The sequence below is a fragment of the Dyella sp. 01N448 genome, assembly GCF_056399225.1.
The window spans coordinates 44,372-63,813 of the sequence record NZ_JBFTQX010000016.1; the positions used below are offsets into that span (position 1 = coordinate 44,372).

Annotated in this window: 22 protein-coding genes; 12 read left to right on the top strand and 10 right to left on the bottom strand. The window is 64.2% G+C overall.

Annotation, left to right across the window (positions count from 1 at the left end; translation table 11 throughout):
* Position 1 precedes the first annotated feature (1 nt).
* Positions 2–925 (bottom strand): oxygenase MpaB family protein, encoded by a 924-nt coding sequence (locus AC1DKY_RS18810; RefSeq protein WP_441605129.1) that lies wholly within the window; start codon positions 923–925, stop codon positions 2–4.
* A gap of 244 nt (positions 926–1,169) precedes the next feature.
* Between AC1DKY_RS18810 and AC1DKY_RS18815 the strand changes: the two genes are divergently transcribed.
* Positions 1,170–2,267, top strand: coding sequence for a 3-deoxy-7-phosphoheptulonate synthase (locus tag AC1DKY_RS18815; RefSeq protein WP_441605097.1), 1,098 nt, complete (start codon positions 1,170–1,172; stop codon positions 2,265–2,267).
* Positions 2,268–2,282: 15 nt separating this feature from the next.
* On the opposite strand, the gene AC1DKY_RS18820 is transcribed toward AC1DKY_RS18815, so the two are convergent.
* Positions 2,283–2,708, bottom strand: a complete 426-nt coding sequence (locus AC1DKY_RS18820; RefSeq protein ID WP_441605098.1) for an OsmC family protein — start codon at positions 2,706–2,708, stop codon at positions 2,283–2,285.
* Between AC1DKY_RS18820 and AC1DKY_RS18825 the strand changes: the two genes are divergently transcribed.
* Together AC1DKY_RS18825 and AC1DKY_RS18830 are read left to right on the top strand one after the other, a co-directional pair.
* Positions 2,707–3,135 carry a GNAT family N-acetyltransferase gene (locus AC1DKY_RS18825; RefSeq protein ID WP_441605099.1) on the top strand — a complete coding sequence of 143 codons (429 nt, stop codon included), beginning with the start codon at positions 2,707–2,709 and terminating at the stop codon, positions 3,133–3,135. The genes AC1DKY_RS18820 and AC1DKY_RS18825 overlap by 2 nt on opposite strands.
* A gap of 122 nt (positions 3,136–3,257) precedes the next feature.
* Positions 3,258–3,947, top strand: a complete 690-nt coding sequence (locus AC1DKY_RS18830) for a DUF1345 domain-containing protein (protein ID WP_441605100.1) — start codon at positions 3,258–3,260, stop codon at positions 3,945–3,947.
* 106 nt (positions 3,948–4,053) lie between these two features.
* Here the strand turns inward: AC1DKY_RS18830 and AC1DKY_RS18835 are convergent, their stop codons facing one another.
* Positions 4,054–4,536 (bottom strand): YajQ family cyclic di-GMP-binding protein, encoded by a 483-nt coding sequence (locus tag AC1DKY_RS18835; protein ID WP_441605101.1) that lies wholly within the window; start codon positions 4,534–4,536, stop codon positions 4,054–4,056.
* 106 nt (positions 4,537–4,642) lie between these two features.
* On the opposite strand from AC1DKY_RS18835, the gene AC1DKY_RS18840 reads away from it, so the two are divergent.
* Complete coding sequence (locus tag AC1DKY_RS18840; RefSeq protein WP_441605102.1) at positions 4,643–5,821, top strand: BaiN/RdsA family NAD(P)/FAD-dependent oxidoreductase; 1,179 nt, start codon at positions 4,643–4,645, stop codon at positions 5,819–5,821.
* A gap of 64 nt (positions 5,822–5,885) precedes the next feature.
* A complete protein-coding gene (locus tag AC1DKY_RS18845; RefSeq protein WP_441605103.1) occupies positions 5,886–6,773 on the top strand; it encodes an NAD(P)-dependent oxidoreductase in 888 nt (295 codons plus the stop codon).
* Positions 6,774–6,912: 139 nt separating this feature from the next.
* On the opposite strand, the gene AC1DKY_RS18850 is transcribed toward AC1DKY_RS18845, so the two are convergent.
* A complete protein-coding gene (locus AC1DKY_RS18850; protein ID WP_441605104.1) occupies positions 6,913–7,380 on the bottom strand; it encodes a YaiI/YqxD family protein in 468 nt (155 codons plus the stop codon).
* Complete coding sequence (locus AC1DKY_RS18855; protein WP_441605105.1) at positions 7,377–8,258, bottom strand: PhzF family phenazine biosynthesis protein; 882 nt, start codon at positions 8,256–8,258, stop codon at positions 7,377–7,379. Before AC1DKY_RS18855 ends, AC1DKY_RS18850 begins: the two co-directional genes overlap by 4 nt.
* A 163-nt stretch (positions 8,259–8,421) precedes the next feature.
* Here AC1DKY_RS18855 and AC1DKY_RS18860 point away from each other — a divergent pair, with 163 nt between their 5' ends.
* The 4 genes from AC1DKY_RS18860 to AC1DKY_RS18875 all read left to right on the top strand — a co-directional run bounded on the left by AC1DKY_RS18860 (position 8,422) and on the right by AC1DKY_RS18875 (position 11,581).
* The gene (locus AC1DKY_RS18860) at positions 8,422–9,024 is read left to right on the top strand and encodes a rhomboid family intramembrane serine protease (RefSeq protein ID WP_441605106.1); all 603 of its coding nucleotides are present in this window, start codon (positions 8,422–8,424) and stop codon (positions 9,022–9,024) included.
* Positions 9,025–9,147: 123 nt separating this feature from the next.
* Entirely contained in the window at positions 9,148–9,924 is a 777-nt protein-coding gene (locus tag AC1DKY_RS18865) for a hypothetical protein (RefSeq protein WP_441605107.1), read from the top strand.
* Positions 9,925–10,055: 131 nt separating this feature from the next.
* Positions 10,056–10,457 (top strand): hypothetical protein, encoded by a 402-nt coding sequence (locus AC1DKY_RS18870; RefSeq protein WP_441605108.1) that lies wholly within the window; start codon positions 10,056–10,058, stop codon positions 10,455–10,457.
* 20 nt (positions 10,458–10,477) lie between these two features.
* Positions 10,478–11,581 carry an aminopeptidase gene (locus AC1DKY_RS18875; protein WP_441605109.1) on the top strand — a complete coding sequence of 368 codons (1,104 nt, stop codon included), beginning with the start codon at positions 10,478–10,480 and terminating at the stop codon, positions 11,579–11,581.
* Here AC1DKY_RS18875 and AC1DKY_RS18880 read toward each other — a convergent pair.
* Positions 11,578–12,393 carry a cytochrome c gene (locus AC1DKY_RS18880; protein ID WP_441605110.1) on the bottom strand — a complete coding sequence of 272 codons (816 nt, stop codon included), beginning with the start codon at positions 12,391–12,393 and terminating at the stop codon, positions 11,578–11,580. The two genes, AC1DKY_RS18875 and AC1DKY_RS18880, sit on opposite strands and share 4 nt — an antisense overlap.
* A 334-nt stretch (positions 12,394–12,727) precedes the next feature.
* Between AC1DKY_RS18880 and pncB the strand changes: the two genes are divergently transcribed.
* Complete coding sequence (pncB, locus tag AC1DKY_RS18885) at positions 12,728–13,924, top strand: nicotinate phosphoribosyltransferase (RefSeq protein WP_477180029.1); 1,197 nt, start codon at positions 12,728–12,730, stop codon at positions 13,922–13,924.
* A 103-nt stretch (positions 13,925–14,027) separates the two neighbouring features.
* On the opposite strand, the gene AC1DKY_RS18890 is transcribed toward pncB, so the two are convergent.
* From AC1DKY_RS18890 to AC1DKY_RS18900, 3 genes are all read right to left on the bottom strand, one after another.
* Positions 14,028–14,828, bottom strand: a complete 801-nt coding sequence (locus AC1DKY_RS18890; protein ID WP_441605112.1) for a MetQ/NlpA family ABC transporter substrate-binding protein — start codon at positions 14,826–14,828, stop codon at positions 14,028–14,030.
* Between the two features lie 76 nt (positions 14,829–14,904).
* On the bottom strand, positions 14,905–15,588 hold the full coding sequence (locus AC1DKY_RS18895) for a methionine ABC transporter permease (RefSeq protein ID WP_441605113.1): 684 nt from the start codon (positions 15,586–15,588) through the stop codon (positions 14,905–14,907).
* Positions 15,585–16,613, bottom strand: coding sequence for a methionine ABC transporter ATP-binding protein (locus AC1DKY_RS18900; protein WP_441605114.1), 1,029 nt, complete (start codon positions 16,611–16,613; stop codon positions 15,585–15,587). Before AC1DKY_RS18900 ends, AC1DKY_RS18895 begins: the two co-directional genes overlap by 4 nt.
* Positions 16,614–16,744: 131 nt before the next feature.
* On the opposite strand from AC1DKY_RS18900, the gene AC1DKY_RS18905 reads away from it, so the two are divergent.
* Positions 16,745–17,230, top strand: a complete 486-nt coding sequence (locus AC1DKY_RS18905) for a glutathione peroxidase (protein WP_441605115.1) — start codon at positions 16,745–16,747, stop codon at positions 17,228–17,230.
* On the opposite strand, the gene dacB is transcribed toward AC1DKY_RS18905, so the two are convergent.
* Positions 17,215–18,825 (bottom strand): D-alanyl-D-alanine carboxypeptidase/D-alanyl-D-alanine endopeptidase, encoded by a 1,611-nt coding sequence (gene dacB / locus AC1DKY_RS18910; RefSeq protein WP_441605116.1) that lies wholly within the window; start codon positions 18,823–18,825, stop codon positions 17,215–17,217. The genes AC1DKY_RS18905 and dacB overlap by 16 nt on opposite strands.
* A 118-nt stretch (positions 18,826–18,943) precedes the next feature.
* Between dacB and AC1DKY_RS18915 the strand changes: the two genes are divergently transcribed.
* Entirely contained in the window at positions 18,944–19,426 is a 483-nt protein-coding gene (locus AC1DKY_RS18915) for an FKBP-type peptidyl-prolyl cis-trans isomerase (RefSeq protein ID WP_441605117.1), read from the top strand.
* Positions 19,427–19,442 lie beyond the last annotated feature (16 nt).

Here is a 19,442-nt window from a genome sequence, read left to right on the forward strand (position 1 = left end):
ATCAGCGCCAGTGTTGCAGCGTGTCGGTGGGCACGCCGACACGCATGCACGCATGGCTGCCTATGCCGTCATGCAGCGCCATGCGAAAGACCGGCGCCACCGACCACAGAGCCCGTGCAGCCAGTCGCGATTGCGCGCGCTGCAGCGGCGTGCGCTCCAGCAAGGTGTCGGCCCACGGCGGCAGCAAAGCGGCGCCTGCCTGCAGAAAGACATCACGCGACAATCCCGCCACCGGTACCGGCAGGCGCACGCGATACAACACATCGAGCACGGCACGCGAGCGTTCGGTGAAACGAAGATCAGGGCGTACGCGCCGGAAATAAGCGGTGATCTGCGCTTCCGATGCCGGCACGTCGCGCGCGCCCAGCGCCTCGGCGATGCGACGCACCTCGTCGTAGTAGCGGTCGGCCGCGCCTGCCGGCATCGCGATATGGCTATAGCGCCGATAGCCCTGCAGGAAACTATAGGCCTCAGTGACATGCACCCAGGTCAGCAGATGCGGATCGTCGGCCGCATAGGGTCGCCCATCTTCCGCCGTACCCTTTACCTGCGAGTGAATGTGCCTGACGCGTTCGATCAAGGCCTGTGCCTGGTCGGCCGGCGCATACGTCGTACCGCTGACGAATGACGTCGTGCGACGCAGGCGGCCGATCAGGTCGTCGCGGAAGTTCGAGTGATCCCATACACCGGCGAGCGCCAGCGGATGCAAGGTCTGCAGCATCAGCGCCGCAAGACCGCCGGCGAGCATGCCCGGAAAATCCGAATGCACACGCCAGGTGGCACTGTCGGGGCCAAAAAGCCCGGGATCGCCTATCGGATGATCGTAGTCCACATGGCCGCCGCCACCGCGAGGAAATGCGCTCAGCACCCAGCGTCGGATGGGCTCGCGGGCGGGGCGGGTAAGGAGATTCCAAGGTGACGACATGCTGACCAGTGTAATGCTTGGTTTCACATGCATCCTTTGCACACTCGAAAATCCTGTGTTATCTCTATCGACCATGACCTCCCACTCCGCCCGCCAGTATTTTTGGTATTACGGCTATCCGATGCCGCTGGCGGAGGGTTGGTCTCGACTGTCGTAACGACAAGACACCATTCCAAAAAAAGGCCGCCAGCCACCACTGGCGGCCTTTTTCATGGTCGCGAGTGGAACCTCCCAGGAGATCCCCGTGAACCCTTCCACCGACGATTTACGTATCCGCGCCATCACGCCGCTCACCGCGCCGGCCGAAGTGATGCGCGACTGCGCCGCGAGCGTGCATGCCGCGCATACCGTGAGCGCCTCGCGCGAGGCGCTGCATCGCATCCTTGTCGGCGAGGATGACCGGCTGGCCGTGGTGATCGGCCCGTGTTCGATTCATGACACCAAGGCTGCGCTGGAATACGCCGGGCGGCTTGCGGAACAGCGCAAGCGGCATGCAGGCGAGCTGGAAATCGTAATGCGCGTGTACTTCGAAAAGCCGCGCACCACGGTGGGCTGGAAAGGTCTGATCAACGATCCCGATCTCGATGGCAGTTTCCGCATCGACAAGGGCTTGCGACTGGCGCGCGGTCTCTTGCGCGACATCAACGAACTGGGCGTGCCGGCCGGCTGCGAATTCCTCGACATGATTACGCCGCAGTACATCGCCGATCTGGTGGCGTGGGGTGCGATCGGCGCGCGCACCACCGAAAGCCAGGTGCATCGCGAGCTGGCCTCGGGACTGTCGTGCCCGGTGGGTTTCAAGAACGGCACCGATGGCAATGTGAAGATCGCCGTTGACGCGGTAAGCGCCGCATCGCAACCGCACCATTTCATGGCCGTGACAAAGGAAGGCCACACCGCCATCGCTGCCACCACCGGCAACGAGGACTGTCACGTGATCCTGCGCGGCGGCAAGACGCCCAACTACGACGCCGCAAGCGTAGACGCGGCGTGTGCGGCCATCGTCAAGGGCGGCCAGCCGGCGCGGGTGATGGTCGACGCCAGCCATGCCAACAGCCTCAAGCTGCCGGAGAACCAGCCCCGCGTGATCGACGATCTTGCGACGCAGCTTTCTTCCGGCGAGCAGCGCATCGTCGGCGTGATGGTCGAAAGCCATCTCGTGGGCGGTCGCCAGGATCTGATCCAGGGCCAGCCGCTGCGTTACGGCCAGAGCATCACCGATGGCTGCATCGACTGGGAGGCCTCGCTGCAAGTGCTCGATCGTCTCGCCCAGGCCGTACGCGCTCGGCGCACTGCACTGGCGGCGACGCCGCGGCCAGTGCGCGCGAGTTGCGCGGGTTGACGTGCGCGACGGACCTCAGCTGGTGAGTTGGGCGTCGAGATTGATCGTCGCCTTGAGCACCTTCGACACGGGGCAGCCTTCCTTGGTGGCCTTGGCGATCTTGCCGAAGGTGGCGGCATCGATGCCGTCCACTTTCGCGCGGCAGGTGAGATCGACCGTGGTGATGGAAAACCCGTCGCCATCCTTGTCCAGCGTCACCACCGCCTTGGTCTCGATATGCGTGGCCGCATGGCCGGCCTGTTCCAGGCCCAGCGCCAACGCCATCGTGTAGCAGCCGGCATGAGCCGCACCGAGCAATTCTTCGGGATTGGTGCCCGGTCCATCCGCGAATCGCGACTGGAAGCCGTAGCGCGCTTCATGCAGCACGCCTGAGGCGGTGGAGATGGTGCCGGTACCTTCCTTGAGCCCGCCCGACCAGACGGCGGATGCGTTTCGTTTCATGTTCAGCTCCCTGGAGCAGGCGATGGTGTCCGGGAAGCTTGCCGAAAGAGTCATGCACGAAATGCGAACGCTAGCGCCCGAGGTCTTCACGCGTGGTTCGCTGCCACTTGCTTTACTCTCCGCGCCGTTCACCCCGACGAGGGCGCGTTTCATGTTCGCCGAGATCAACCACAACGCCAGGACGCACCGCTTCGAAACAAAAGTGGACGGCGTGCCCTGCGTGCTCGACTACACGCTGGAAAATGGTGTGATGACCATCACCCACACCATCGTTCCGTCAGCGGTGGGTGGTCGCGGCATCGCGTCCCATCTGGTGCGCACGGCCCTGGACATGGCGCGGGAAGAACACTGGCGGGTGGATCCCGCCTGCTCGTATTCAGAGATCTGGATGACCCGCCATCCGGAGTATCAGGACCTGCACGTCTGAACTGCGGCATTGCGCCGGGCGTCGAGAACGCGTTGCACAAGCTCTAAGATGCGCCATGCCCGCCACCGGGTCATGGAGAGAGCGTTTGCGATGAAGAGCTGGCTGAGCGCAGGAACGTGCGCATGAGCACCGCGTCCGGAAAGACCCGTCCCCGCAAGAATGGCTTCGTCCCTTTCCGCATCCTGCGCGCCCGTCCGCGCCTGATGATCTCGGGCGCCGTCGCGCTCATCGTCGGCGTGGGGCTGTGGTACTGCCTCCGGCTGACGCCTGCGGAGGCGCTGCTGCTGGGCTTTGATCTGGGCGTTGCGGTTTACCTCACGGCCCTGACCATCCTGTTCTGCCGCACGACCTCGCCCGACCTCATGCGCGGGCAGGCGCGCAAGCAGGACACCGGCCGCTGGGGCGTGCTGTGGACCTCGCTGATCCTCACCGGCTTCGTGTCGCTGGCGCTGACCACGGAAATGGGTGGCGCCAAGGGTGGCGATGCGAAAGCGCTGATCGTCGCCGCCGCCAGCATCGTGCTGTCGTGGCTGTTCTTCAACGTGATGTTCGGCATGCATTACGCGCATGGCTTCTACGGCGATTTCGGCAAGAAGCATGAAGGGCTGGATTTCCCCGGCACCGAGCAACCCGATTACTGGGACTTCATGTATTTCGCCATCGTCATCGGCATGACCTTCCAGGTCTCCGACGTGCAGATCAGCAGCCGTTACCTGCGGCGCGTGGCCTTGCTGCACAGCGTGATCGCGTTCTTCTTCAATGTGTTCATCATTGCGATCAGCGTGAATATTGCGGCCGGGTTGGCGGGGTAACACCCCTGTGGGAGCGCACCCTGTGCGCGACTGCAACGTGCCATGACTTCGCATCCTGGGCGCCAGTCGCGCACAGGGTGCGCTCCCACAAGATCAAGGCATCGCCTTAATCGCGGAAATTATCGAACTGCAGCGGCAGCTCCACGTCGGCCTTGCGCAGCACGGCCATGGCCTCCTGCAGGTCGTCGCGCTTCTTGCCCGTCACGCGCAGCTTGTCGCCGTTGATCTGTGCCTCGACCTTGAGCTTGGCCGCCTTCAGCGAGGCCACCAGCTTCTTGGCAATCGGTTGCTCGATGCCTTGCTTGACGGTGACCTTCTGGCGCGAACCGCCAAGATTCGTCTCGGCATCGCCCACGTCCAACGCGCGGATATCGATTTTGCGCGAGGTGAGGCGGCCGCGCAGGATGTCCAGCATCTGCTCAAGCTGGAACTCGCTGGGGGCCGTTTGGGTGATCACGAACTCGTCCAGCTCGAACTTCGCGTCGGTGCCCTTGAAGTCGAAACGGCTCGAGAGCTCCCGATTGGCCTGATCGACGGCATTGGTCAGTTCGTGCTTGTCGACTTCGGAAACGACGTCAAAAGAAGGCATGGTGGCGGTCCGGTCCAGGAAAAAGCCGAGTCTAAGCGATCTGGCGCATCCTGTCGGATAATGTCGGGTCAATGGATCGGGAGCAGGGCATGGCGGCGGTGCGCGCGTGAAAGTGGATGTACTGGTCATCGGCGGCGGCGCGGCCGGACTGATGTGCGCCATCGTGGCCGGCCAGCGTGGGCGCAGCGTGCTGGTGGTCGACCATGCCAACAAGGTCGGCAAGAAGATCCTCATGTCCGGCGGAGGGCGCTGCAATTTCACCAACCTGGGCGTGACGCCCCATGCTTATCTGTCTGCCAATCCGCACTTTCCCAAATCCGCCTTGGCTCGCTATACGCCGTGGGATTTCATCGCGATGGTGGAGAAACACCGCATCGCCTACCACGAGAAGGAACTGGGGCAGCTGTTCTGCGATGACTCCTCCAAGCTGATCGTGCGCATGTTGCTGGACGAGTGCGCCCAGGCCGGCGTTCGCATCGAAACCAGCTGCGGCGTGCAGCGCGTGCGCAAGACCGACGAGGGTTTCAACGTGGTCACCGCACACGGCGAAGTGCACGCGCAATCCTTGGTGATCGCCTCCGGCGGCTTGTCGATTCCCAGCATGGGGGCCACCGGTTTTGGCTACGAACTGGCGCGACAGTTCGGTCATGGGGTGTTGCCCACACGGGCCGGCCTGGTGCCGCTCACGTTGAGCGGCAAGCATCAGGAGCGCTATCAGGATCTTGCGGGCGTGGCCTTGCCATCGGTGGACGCAAGCGTGGGCAAGCGATCATTCCGCGCCGGCCTGTTGTTCACACATCGCGGCATCAGCGGGCCATCCATCCTGCAGATTTCCTCGTATTGGCAGCCCGGTGACGACCTGCGCATCAACTTGCTGCCGGAGCTCGATCTTGGCCGGTGGCTGCAGGAACAGCGCACCGCGCGTCCCGCGGCGGAGCTGAAGAATGTGCTGGGCGATGTACTGCCTCGCCGCCTCGCGCAGCGCTTGTGCGAGCTCTGGTTCGAGAGCCGGCCGATGCGGCAATACCGCGAGGCCGAACTGAGCAAGATCGGCGAACAACTGCACGACTGGCCGATGGTTGCCAGCGGCACGGAAGGTTATCGCACAGCCGAAGTAACACTGGGCGGTGTGGATACCGATGGACTTTCATCGACCACGATGCAATCGAAGCTAGTGCCGGGCCTGTACTTCATCGGCGAGGTTGTCGACGTGACCGGCTGGCTCGGCGGCTACAACTTCCAGTGGGCATGGGCTTCGGCGCACGCGGCCGGCGAAGTGGTGTGATTTCGCACAAGGTGAACATGCCGCGTGATCCACTAGGCGGATCATTCTGTGTGGAGACCATCGCATGAAAGTGGGTTTTATCGGCCTCGGTGCCATGGGCAGCGCCATGGCGAGCAACCTGATCAAGGCCGGGCACGAGGTCACCGTATGGAATCGTTCGCCGGGCCCCACCGAGCCCCTGGCGTCGCTGGGCGCCAAGGTGGTGAAGACAGCCGACCGCGCGGCGCAGGGCGAGGTGCTCTTCAGCATGCTGGCCAACGACCAGGCCGTGCGCAGTGTGTTTGTCGACGGCCGCCTGCTCGATGGCATGGACCAGGGCACGGTGCACGTGAATCACGCCACGATTTCCGTCGCCTTGGCGCGCGAACTGGCGGAGGAACACACGCAGCGTGGCCTGGATTACCTGGCCGCTCCCGTGTTCGGTCGTCCTGATGTGGCAGCAGCGGGCAAGCTCAATATCCTGGTGGCCGGCAAGCCGCACGTGATCGAGCGCGTGCGCCCCTTGCTCGAGGTCATGGGCAGTCGCATCTGGCCGCTGGGCGAGTCGCCCGAGCGGGCGAACGTGGTGAAGATCGCCGGCAATTTCATGATCGGCGCCGCCATCGAAAGCATGGCCGAAGCTTCGGCGTTGACGCGGGCGCATGGCGTGAGCGCGGCGGATTTCCTCGAGGTGATGACCAACTCGCTGTTCGCCACGCCCGCTTACCAGGGCTACGCCAGGCTCATCGCCGAATCGCGCTATACGCCGGCCGGCTTTGCTCTGCCGCTCGGCTACAAGGACATCGGCCTTGCGCTGGCAGCAGCGGATGCGACGCGCGTGCCCTTGCCGCTGGCAGGCGTGCTGCGCGACAGCCTGCTCGAGGCCTTGTCCACCGGCGACGAAGACGTCGACTGGTCGATCATGGCGCAGGTGGCAGCGCGCCGTGCGCATCTGGATGAGCGCAAGCTCTGAGCGACTGCGCCAACTAACCTTGTAGGAGCGCACTTGTGCGCGACCGCGGCGTGTTGCCATACATCAACGCCACCAACGCAGCGCTCGGTTACGACGCAGCGTGGCGGTCGCGCACAAGTGCGCTCCTACAAGGGTTCGCTCAACGCGTCTTGCGAAACTGCACCAGCCACCGATCCAGCTGATTGGCAAACGCCTGCTTGTCGCGCACATGAAACGCCGCCGGTCCGCCGGTATCGACGCCCGAGCCGCGCAACTCATCCATGAAATTGCGCATCGAAAGTCGCTGCGCAATCGTGTCCGGCGTATACAGCTCACCGCGCGGATGCACCGCAAGCGCGCCTTTTTCAATCACCAGGGCCGCCAGCGGAATATCCTGCGTCACCACCAGGTCGCCCGCGCTCACGCGCTCCACGATCTCCGCATCCGCCACATCGAAACCGCCCGGCACCTGGATGGCGCGCACGAAACGTGACGGCGGCGTGCGCAGCCATTGATTGGCGACCAGGGTCACCTGCACCTGCTCGCGTTCCGCCGCACGGAACAGCACTTCCTTGATCGGCGCAGGGCAGGCGTCGGCATCGACCCATATCTGCGGCCGCGTGCTCACTCGTGGCCGCTCCAGTGCAACGCGCCATCGATGATGGTGTTGGTGTGACCGCCGATCCAGACGGTCTTGCCGTCGATGCGCACGCAGAGGCTGGCATCGTGGCCGATCTCGCGGCCCTGGCTTACCACGTAGCCGCGCGCCAGCGGGCCGTCGGGTTCGGCATGGGCGATATAGGCGGCGATCAGGCCGTTGGCGGCGCCCGAGGCCGGGTCTTCCACCAGGCCAACGCCGGCCGGCAGCGCGCGCACCACCAGCTGATAGTCCGGGTGCGAGCTGCGCGCAAACACGCACAAGCCCATGCTGTCGGTGGCCTTGGCCAGGGCGCCGATGGCGGCGTGGTCGGGCTTCCACTGGCGCAGCGATGCTTCGTCGGCGCATTCGGCCAGCCACCAGTGGCGTCCGCCCGATACATAGGCCGGCGGCAGCGTGCCCAGATCGATGCCGGCCAGCGCGGCGTCGAGCAGCGGATGGGCGTCGCGGCCGGTTTTCTCGACAGTGGATGGCGGCGATTTCAACAGCAACTGGCGTGAGCCGTCGCTGCCTTCCACGCGGATGGGCAAGACGCCCGCACCGCATTCCTGCCACAGCACACCGTCCACCGGCTCGGCCAGGCCGCACAGCAGGACGGCGTGCGCGCTGCCGATGCTTGGATGACCGGCAAAGGGAATTTCCTTGTGCGGCGTGAAAATGCGCACACGGTAGCTGGCGCCGGGCTGGCTGGGCGGCAACAGGAAAGTGGTTTCGACCAGATTGGTCCAGCGGGCGAAGGCTTGCATGCGGGCATCGCTCCAGCCGGTGGCGTCGGTGACGACGCCCAGGTGGTTGCCGCCGCCGGGCGCGGCGGCAAAGACGTCCAGATGCAGGTAACGGATCGACATGGGGAGTGCCTGGGGCGTGGGGAAACGCTTGAAGCCGGGCATGATAGTGCGGAAAGCCGCTCTGCGCTTGGACTTTCCGGGGGCTGCAGTGTCGACAATCGCCCGCGCCGCCGCCAAGATGCGGATTCTTTGTCACCGCCTCCTGCCCGTCACGGAAGTACGCATGATCACCCTGATCATCATCGCCATCACCTCGATCGTGTCCTTCATGGCGTTCAAGAACGCCCGCCTGATGAATGATCTGATCCTGTGGCCGCCCGCCATCACCCGCAGCCGCGAATACCACCGGCTGGTGACCTACGGCCTGGTGCATGCCGATTTTGGCCACCTGCTGTTCAACATGATCACGCTGTACTTTTTCGGCCGCAGCATGGAAGGGTTTTTCACGGCGACGCTGGGCACGCTGGGTTTTGCGCTGTTCTACATCCTGGCGCTGCTGGTCTCGATCCTGCCCACCTATCTGAACAACAGGAACAACCCCAATTACCGCAGCCTTGGCGCGTCGGGCGCCGTATCGGCCGTGCTTTTTGCCTATGTTCTGCTGTCGCCGTGGTCGCGCATCATCGTATTCGTGATACCGCTGCCGGCGATCGTCTATGCCGTGCTCTACGTGGGCTACTCCATCTACATGGACCGGCGCGGGCAGGGCAACGTCAACCACAGCGCGCACCTGTGGGGCGCCGCGTTTGGCGTCGCGTTCACCGTGGTGGTTCGACCGGAAGTGATCTCGCATTTCCTGGCGGCACTCTCGCAGCCGAGGTTTTGATCACGGGCATGACTTCGAATTGCGGTTTTGCTCACCCCTGATACATGTTGTTGGTGTTACTTGTCGGTTAGTCCGGCGTGATGGGGCGTCGGGCATTCTCGACCACCGCAGGAGTGAAGACGCATGGCAACGAAGCGCAAGCCGGCCGCGAAGAAATCCTCGGCCAAGAAAGCAGCCACCCGCAAATCCACTGCCAAGAAAACCACCGCACGCAAGCGCGCCACCGTCAAGCGCGCCGTCCGCAAGACGGCAGCCAAGAAAGCGACACGCAAGACCGCCGCCAAGAAGGCAACGCGCAAGACCGTAGCGAAAAAGGCCACGCGCAAGACCGTAGCCAAGAAGGCAACCCGCAAGACGGCAGCCAAGAAGGCGGCGCGCAAATCACCCGCGCGCAAGACAGCGACACGCAAAGCCGCCGCGCGCAAATCGACGCGCAAGACCGCGACCAGGAAGGCGGCGCCGCGCAAGACCGCGGTAAAGAAGACCGCCGCCAAAAAGACCACCCGTAAACGCGCCACCGCCAAGAAGGCGGCCAAGAAAACCGCCACACGCAAGGCGGCGGCTCCCAAGCGCGCAGCACCTCGCAAGGCCGCCGCCGCACCGCGCAAGACAGCCGCCAAGACCGCACCGGCGGCGGGACGCAGTCGCACCACGTCTACGACGCGGCCACGCCGTCCCGCACGCAAGCACCTGACCCCGCAAGAGGCCGCCGAGCATATCCAGGCACTGCTTGAGGCCAAGCAGGAGCGGGTACGCCAAGGGCCAACCTGGCCAGGCGCCGATGAACACCCTGGCGGCAACAACGGCCACCTGGATACGGGCACCAGCAATGGTGGCGTTTCCAGCGAGGCGGTCTACGGGCATATCCGCCAGCCGCCCGAGCGCAGCGGCAATAACTGAACCGACGACGCAAGGTCGGTCCCCGGCATGGCTGGCAGGTAAATATCTGCCAGTCATGTCGGAAGCGTTCAGTGCGCACTTACCAGCACAGGTTCAAAGTGAGGCTGTCTTCCCCCTGAAGGCCTTACGTCATGAAACGCGTGCTTGCCGGTCTCGCCTTGGCGGTTGCCACCGCAGCGCTATCCGGTTGTTACTACGATCCTGGCTACAGCTACACACGTCCAGTCGCTACCGGCGGCGGCGACGCCTACTACGGTACCGGCGTCACCTATAGCAACGGCTACTACCCCGGTTACTACTACCCGAGCTATGGCTACTACGGTTACGGCTGCTGTTATGGCCCGGCCGTGAGCATCGGCATTGGTGGCTACTACGGCGGCTACCGCGGAGGCTATTACCGCGGCGGTGGGTACTATCGCGGCGGCGGTTATTACCGCGGCGGCAACGGCTATTACCGCGGAGGCCGAGGCAACTGGAGCGGTGGCCACGGCAATGGCGGCCACGGCGGCTGGAACGGCGGTCACGGCCACTGAAATAGCGGCACAATCGCGGCATGACGTTGCCACGCTTCGTGCCGATCATCCCCGCCATCCTCAGGCCCATCGTCACCGTGACGATGGGCTTGTTGCTTTGTGCCTGCAGCACCGTCGATTACTACGCGCACGTGGCCAAGGGCCAGAGCGAGCTGGTGATGAGCCGCCGCGACGTGCGCGAGGTGCTGCGCGATCCCTCGACCGATGCCGAAATCCGCAAGCGTCTGCAGCTGGCCCAGCAGGCGCGCCAATTTGCTACCGATCGCCTGGATCTGCCGGATAACCGCAGCTACACCAGCTACGTGAAGCTCAACCGTTCCTATGTGGTCTGGAACGTGTTCGCGACGCCGCGCTTTTCCATCTCGCCGATCCAGCACTGCTTTCCCTTTGCCGGTTGCGTGGCCTATCGCGGCTATTTTTCCAAGGACAAGGCCAAGGCTGAATCGTTGCGACTGGAGGCACAGGGCGACGACGTCTACGTGGGCGGCGTGCCGGCGTATTCCACGCTGGGCTGGTTCTCCGATCCCATCCTCAGCAGCATGATGCGCTGGGATGACGACGAGCTGGCCGGCACCATCTTCCACGAGCTCGCACACCAGCTGATCTACGTGAAGGACGACAGTTCGTTCAACGAGTCCTTTGCCAGCTTCGTGCAGGAGGAGGGCCTGCGCCAATGGCGCCAGTCACGCGGATTGCCCGCGCAGAACGCCCGCGAGAAGACCATGGACGACGGCTTCACCTGGCTGGTGATGGATCTGCGCGACCGCCTGAAGGCGCTCTACGCCAGCGGCGTGGACGAGAAGGCCATGGCGGCGGGCAAGCAGCAGACCATCGACGACTTCCGCGTGCGCTACGCGCAGTGGCGCGACCTGGACTGGCCGGGCGACCATCGCTACGACGCCTGGGTGAATGGCCCGATCAATAACGCGCGGCTGTTGCCGTTCGGCATTTACGATCGCTGGACGCCGGTGTTCCTCGCGCTGTTCCGTCATGCGGAAGGGCAGTGGCCGGCGTTCTACGCCAGCGTGCGCGAGTTTGCCCGGCAACCGTACCAACAGCGGCAACGTTCGCTGCAGCAGTGGCTGGATTCGACCGGGCAGCCATCGATTGCGCCTTCCCCTTAGGGGGGCGACTTGCGCCCAGCCATGTGTTGCAGATAGGCCAGCAAGTCGTCCAGATCCTGATCGGACAGCGCCTTGCGATCAAAACCGGGCATGCGCGCCTGCGGCCAGCGACGCAGCGATTGCGGGTCGCGGATATACGCGCGGAACAGATCCTCGCGCAGGTATTCCGTCGGGCTATGGGGAATATTGAGATCCGGCCCCAGCTTGGCATCGCCCTGGCCGTTGAGCGTGTGACATGCAAAGCAGGTGTGCTGGAACACCACGAAGCCGCGCTGCACCGGGCTGCCGGGCTTAAGGGCGGGATCGGGTCGGATCGCGGGGAAGCGTTCGGCCACGGGCGGCTGGCGGCGGATGGAGGCCAGCTGGAACGGCCACTGCTCGGGTCCGATCTTCATGGCTTCTGGATGGGTCCACACGACGTAGAAGGGTCCCGCATCGCCCTTGATCTCGGCCAGCGTCGGCCACGGGTGGGCGGGATCCTCCACGGCGAGCCAAGCCTCCGAACCTTGGGCGCGCACGATCAAGGCCGCTGAGATCTGCGCGGCGAAGCCGTCCGAGGCGGTGAATTGCAGAGTGTCGTCGGGCGATATGCCCTCCAGCAGCGCTTTCAAGGGCACGGCCCGATAGCGCATCGGACGTTTGAAGGCGACATCGGCGGGAATGGCCACGTCGCGGGCATCGCTGCGCGCCAGCAGCTGGGCGGTGCTGTAGGTCTTGCTGCCATGGCCCAGGTCGACCGTGAGTTCGGCGGCATGCAGGGGCAGGGCGGCGGCCAGGGCAAGCAGGCACAGGCGTTGTATCAGGCGAACCATCGGGCGATGCTCCCTCGGAATAAGCCGCCGATGGTAGGCGGGCGCGCCCAGCTTGCCAAAAGCTGAACGAAACTGACGAGGCGCTTGAACTAGCGCCGAGCCGGCCACACTAACCATACGTATCGCCGTGACGGCGACAAGAAGTGGTGCAGCTGTATCGCGCCACTGAGGGGTCGGTCCTTTTCCCCTCTTTGTTATGGACCGGCCTGACAAAACCTCGGTAGCCCCTCCCCTGGCTACCGGGGTTTTTATTTGCCCGCGGTTCGCCGCCGACTCGCCGCGACCACCATCGGGCGAGGATAATCTAGCTCTCCCCGCGCCGCGTGAGCGACTGATGATCGTTTCCTCCCTGCTCGACACCGATCTGTACAAGTTCTCCATGATGCAGGTCGTGCTGCATCACTATCCCGCGGCGCAGGTCGAATACAAATTCAAGTGCCGCAACCCCGGCATCGACCTCACGCCTTATATCGACGAGATCCGCCAGGAGTTGGAAGCGCTGTGCTCGCTGCGCTTCACGCCGGCGGAACTGGAATACCTGCGCACCTGGCGTTTCATCAAGAGCGATTTCGTCGACTTCCTGGGGCTGTTCCAGCTCAATGCGAAGTATGTGGAGATCGTTCCGGCGCAGGACGGACCCGGCGAGATCGAGATCCATATCCGCGGCCCATGGCTGCACACCATCCTGTTCGAAGTGCCCTTGCTGGCGATCGTCAACGAAGTCTATTTCCGCCATACGCAGCCCGGCCTTTCGCTGGACGAAGGACGCCGCCGCCTGCGCGAAAAGATTGCGCTGTTGCGCGATACCGAAGGCTTTCAGGATTGCCGTATCGCCGACTACGGCACGCGTCGCCGCTTCTCACGCRCCTGGCAGGAGGAAGTGGTCACCACCTTGCGCGATGGACTGGGGCGCCAGCTCACCGGCACCAGCAATGTGTGGCTCGCCTGGAAGCTCGGCCTGACGCCGCTGGGCACGCTGGCCCATGAATACCTGCAGGCCCACCAGGCGCTGGGTCCACGGCTGCGCGATTCGCAGGTGGCGGCGCTGGAAACCTGGGCGAGGGAGTATCGAGGCGATCTGGGCATCGCCCTGTCCGACGTCTACGGACTGAGCGCCTTCCTGCGCGACTTCGACATGTATTTCTGCAAGCTGTTCGACGGCACGCGCCACGACTCGGGCGATCCGTTTGCCTGGGGCGAGCGCGTGCTGGCGCACTACCGCGCCAATCGCGTCGACCCGCGCACCAAGGTGCTGGTCTTCAGCGACGGGCTCGATGTGCCCAAGGTGATGCAGCTATACGAGCACTTCCACGGCCGCTGCCAGCTGGCCTTCGGTGTGGGCACCAACCTGACCAACGATGTGGGGCCTGAGCCGCTGCAGATCGTGATCAAGATGATCCGCTGCAACGGCCAGCCCGTGGCCAAGCTCAGCGATACGCCCGGCAAGAACATGTGCGAGGACAGCGCCTATGTGGCGTACCTGCGCCGGGTGTTTGAGATTCCGGCCGATCCTGAAGCAGTGACCTGCTAAAGGCCTTCCGTACTGTGTGGGAGCGCACCCTGTGCGCGACTGCCGCCACCCTTGTTCGGGCGAGGCCAGTCGCGCACAGGGTGCGCTCCCACAGGGGAGCTTTTCAGAACGCCGGCAACACCGCGCCCTGGTACTTCTGCTCAATAAACGCCTTGATCTCGGGGCTGGTGAGCGCCTTGGCCAGTGCCTGCACGCGCGGGTCGTCCTTGTTGTCCGGACGGGCGACAAGGTAGTTCACGTACGGCGAGTCCTTGTCCTCGATCAGCAGCGCGTCCTTGGTCGGGTTGAGTCCCGCGGCGAGCGCATAGTTGGTGTTGATCAGGGCGAGGTCCACTTCGTCAAGCGTGCGCGGCAACATCGCTGCTTCGAGCTCGCGGAACTTCAGGTGCTTCGGATTGGTCGTGATGTCCTTCTGCGTGGACAACTCGTTGCTCGGATCCTTCAGCGTGATCAGGCCGTGCTTGGCGAGCAGCAGCAGTGCACGGCTGTTGTTGCTGGGATCGTTGGGCAGGGTGACCGAGGCGCCATCAGGCAACTGGTCGATCGACTTGAGCTTGCGCGAATAAGCGCCAAACGGCTCGATGTGCACGCCCGTCACGATGGTGAGGTTGGTACCACGCTCGCGATTGAACGCATCCAGGTAGGGCTTGGTCTGGAAGTAATTTGCATCGACCGACTTCTCCAGCACCTGCGTATTGGGCTGGACGTAATCGGCAAACACCTTGATTTCCAGATCGATGCCTTGCTTGGCCAGGATCGGCTTGACCTGCTTGAGGATCTCGGCGTGCGGCACTGCCGTGGCGGCCACCACCAGCTTCTGGCTATTGGCGTCGCCGCCGCTGTTGGACGACGAACAGCCCGCCAGCAGGAGCAGGGCGGAGAGGATGGCTATGAGCTTATTCATCTTCGTTATATGGTGAGAGCGCGTGATGCGGTGCAACACCATAGCCGTCCATACCGCCGAATGCAAAACCGCCCGATCAATGCCGCGTGTAGCGCGCCACGATGCGGTCGCCGGCCATCTGCAACAGTTGTACCAGCACGATCAGCAGCACGACGGTGACCACCATATAGTCCGACTTGTAGCTGAGATAGCCGTAGCGGTAGGCCAGATCGCCCAGGCCGCCCGCGCCGATGGCGCCGCCCATGGCCGTGTAACCGACCAGCGCAATCGCCGTCACGGTGATGCCGGCGATCAGTCCGCCGCGCGCTTCGGGCAGCAGCACATGCCGCACGATTTGCCAGGTGCTGGCGCCCATCGCCTGGCTCGCTTCGATCACGCCGCGCTGCACTTCGCGCAGCGCCGTTTCCACCAGGCGTGCGAAGAACGGCGCCGCGCCGATCACCAGCGGCGGGATCGCGCCGCGGATGCCGAGCTTGGTGCCCACCAGCACATAGGTGAGCGGCATCAGCACGATCATCAGGATGATGAAGGGGATCGAACGCAGGATATTCACCAGCAGCGACAACACCGCATAGAGCTTGGGCATCGCGCGCAGCTGGCCCTTGCCGGTGAGATACAGCAGCACGCCCAGCGGCAATCCGACCACGATTGTCAGCAGCAGCGAGCCGCCAAGCATCAACAACGTATCGATGCAGGCATGACCGATTTCGCCCCAGTCGTCGATATGCGGAAACAGCGTCTGCAGCAGCGGAGCGCTCATGCGCGATTCTCCAGCGATGAGGTGATTTCTTCGATTTCGATGCCGGACTCGCGAAGAATGGCCAGTGCGTCATCCACGCGTTCGCCCTGCATGGCCAGCGTGAGCTGTCCATAGGGCAGGTCTTTGATGCGGTCGATACGTCCGGCCAAGATATTGAAATCTACGCCGGTTTCGCGCGCGACGCGGCCCAGCGCCGGCGTCCAGGTCGCCTCGCCGCGGAACGACAGGCGCAGGATGCGGCCCGGCACATGCGCAAACGGCATTTGTTCGCCGGCCGCTTCTTCCGGCAATGCTTCGTTGACGAAACGGCGCGTGGTGGCGTGTTGCGGATGCAGGAACACATCGGCCACGGCGCCGCTTTCCACGATGCGTCCGGCATCGAGCACGGCCACGCGGTCGCAGACGCGGCGCACTACGTCCATCTCGTGCGTGATCAGCACGATGGTGAGCTTCAGCTCGCGGTTGATCTCCGCCAGCAGCTCAAGCACGGAGGCCGTGGTCTGCGGATCGAGCGCACTGGTGGCCTCGTCGCACAACAGGATGGACGGCCGGTTGGCCAGCGCGCGCGCAATGCCCACGCGCTGCTTCTGGCCACCGGAAAGTTGGGAGGGATGCTTGTCGGCATGGGCGGTCAGGCCCACGCGCGCCAGCAGCTCGTCCACGCGCTGGCGGATCGCCGCGCTGTCGTGCTCGCCGGCCAGGCGCAGCGGGAAGGCCACGTTCTCGGCCACGGTCTGCGACGACAGCAGGTTGAAGTGCTGGAAGATCATCCCGATGCGCTGGCGCTGCTGCCGCAGCTGTGATTCCGTGAGCGATGTCATGTCGGTATCGCCGATCTGGATGCGGCCGCCGCTGGGCCGTTCCAGCAGGTTGATCAGACGTATAAGCGTCGATTTGCCTGCACCGGAATGGCCAATGATGCCGAACACTTCGCCATCGGCGATGTCGAGGCTGAAGGGTTGCAGCGCGGGAACGTCCCGTCCGTCGACACGGTAGGACTTATGGACATCCAGAAATCTGATCACGGAATACCTTCGGGGAAACCGGGGAGGCCAGAGCCTCGGGCAGCTGCCGGGACTACCGGCGGTGGCAAGCATAAGACACCGTGAAGCTGCATGGGGCTAGACTGGCGTCCTTTCAACGAGGAATGGCAGCGATGACCTCCGTCTATGACTTCTCCGCCCGCGATATCGACGGCAACGAGCGTTCGCTCGCCGACTATCGCGGCAAGACGCTGTTGATCGTCAACGTGGCGTCCAAGTGCGGATTCACCCCGCAATACACCGGGCTGGAAGCGCTGTGGCGCGCCGATCGCGAAAGGGGCCTGATGGTGCTGGGCTTTCCCTGCGACCAGTTCGGCCACCAGGAGCCGGGCGACGAAGCGGAAATCCGCAACTTCTGCTCCACCAGCTACGACGTGAGCTTCCCGCTGTTCGCCAAGGTCGAGGTCAATGGCGACGGCGCACATCCGCTCTACAAGTGGCTCAAGAGCGAGGGCAAGGGCATCCTGGGCAGCGAATCGATCAAATGGAATTTCACCAAGTTCCTGGTCAACAGCGACGGACAGGTGGTAAAGCGCTACGCCCCCACCGATACGCCGGAGAAGATCGGCAAGGAGCTCGAGCGTCAGTTGGCGGGCTGAGTCGCCACCGCCGGCGCAGAGCTGGCAGTGCTGGCCGGATGGCGCGAGCCGGCCAGCAGCACGGCGATCTGGTCGATGTCGCGGGTGGCATTGGGTGCCCCCGCCGGCGGATCGTAGTTGTTGAGCATGATGGCGAATGCCAGCCGTTCGCCATCGCCGCTGGTGACGTAGCCGGCCAGGCAATGCACAAAGCTCATGCTGCCGGTTTTCGCGTGCACGTTGTTTTCGGCTGGCGTGTTGCGCATGCGCCACTGCAATGTGCCATCCACCCCGGCAATGGGCAGCGCTTCCACCAGCGCCGGTCCGTACGGCTGCCTGGCGAGGAAGGCCAGCAGATAGGCCATCGCATTGGGCGTGGCCAGATTGCGGCGGGACAGCCCGGTGCCTTCCTCGATCGAGCTCGCCGCTGGCGTGATGCCGATCTGCTCCAGCAGCTGATGCAACGCGCGTATGCCCCAGCGTTCGCTGGTGACGAAGCCCATGCTGCCCTCGCGCTGCTCCGTATCGGCCTGCGCCTTCACGCCCGCCAGCAGCAACAGGTTTTGCAGGTAGAGATTCTGCGAGCGCTTCAGGCCGCGCTCGAGGATCTCGCTGACGGGCGGCGACAGCACTTCGGCCAGCGTGCGAGGTTGCGCTGGCAGGAAGGTATCGCGGCGCGGCCAGTGCACCGTGAGCAGCTTGCCATCGAGTTGGATGCCACGGCGCACCAGCGCCTCCTGCAACAGCCGGCCCGCGTATTGGGCCGGGTCGGGCAGGGCGAGTTTGTAATTCTGAGCGGGCGATTTCGCCGCGATATTGCCGAACGCGTACAACACGCCATCGCCCGGCGCCCGATACAGATTCACGTCGTTGTGCGTGCGCTGGGCGCTGGTGATCACCTCGTTGGCTACGCTGGGTATCGCGTTGGCGGGATCGAAGCGCAGTTCGGCTGGCGCACCGGCGCCGACGCCTGCGGTCACCGTCACGTCCACCTGATTTTCACCCACGCTCAGCGCAGTGGCTGGCACGGCGAACCAGCTCTGCAGGTCGATCGCTTCCCAGCCAGTGCCCATCATGGGGCTCGCGAAATAAGTCGAATCGGCGATCAGGTCGCCATGGACGTGACGCAGACCCTGCGCCGCCAGTTGCTCGGCGAGCTGATCGGCCCAGTGCAGCGTGGCGGCGTCGACACCGAGCGTGGGATCGCCCATGCCGTAGAGAATCAACGGCCCGTCCAATCGTCCGTTGCGGATCTCGCCGCCCGTCACAACGCGGGTGGGAATGCGATAGTCGGGCCCCAGCTCGCTCAGCGTCACGGCCGCCGTGAACAGCTTGGCGGTCGAGGCGGGCTGGAACAGTTGATCGGCGTGGTGGCTGTAGACGCTGCGGCCGTTGCTGAGCGAAATCACGGCGATGCCCCAGTCGGCGCCGGCAAAACGCGGCTGGCTGATCAGCCCATCGATCTGCTCGGTGAGCGTTGGCTGGACGGTGGCTGGCGCCGTGGGGGCGACCTGGTTTTGCACCGCGGCGAACACCGGGCTGGCCAGCGACAAGGCCGCCACGGTCAGCCCGAAAAGGGCAGACCAGCGGCCCGCAGCGTGTTTCTCGAAAACCATGGACGCAGTATCGCCAATCCGGTGGCCTTGCGCCTAGCCAGCATCGTCACAAGGGGTCTGTTAATCTTGCAGTTTCGTGCCGGTCTCTGCCGGCGCCACTCCCCACTCAGAGAACATCATGCAGATCGCCAACCATTCCGTCGTTTCCTTCCATTACACGCTGACCGACGACACCGGCCAGGTCCTCGACAGCTCGCAGGGTCGCGAGCCGCTCGTGTACCTCCAGGGCGTGGGCCAGATCGTCCCGGGCCTGGAAAAGGCGATGGAAGGCCGCCAGGTCGGCGATCAGTTCAAGGTCGACGTGGTGCCGGAAGAAGGCTACGGCGTGCACCACGCCGAGCTCGTGCAGGAAGTGCCGCGCGAGGCATTCCAGGGCGTGGACGATATCCAGCCGGGCATGCAGTTCCAGGGCCGCGGCCCGCAAGGCGCCATCAACGTCACCGTGACCAAGGTCGAGAACGACAAGGTGCACATCGACGGCAACCACCCGCTCGCCGGCCAGACGTTGCATTTCGACGTGGAAGTGACCGACGTGCGCGAAGCCAGCGAGGAAGAGCTCTCGCACGGCCACGTGCATGGTGAAGGCGGCCACCACCACTAAAACAGTGACATGGGGC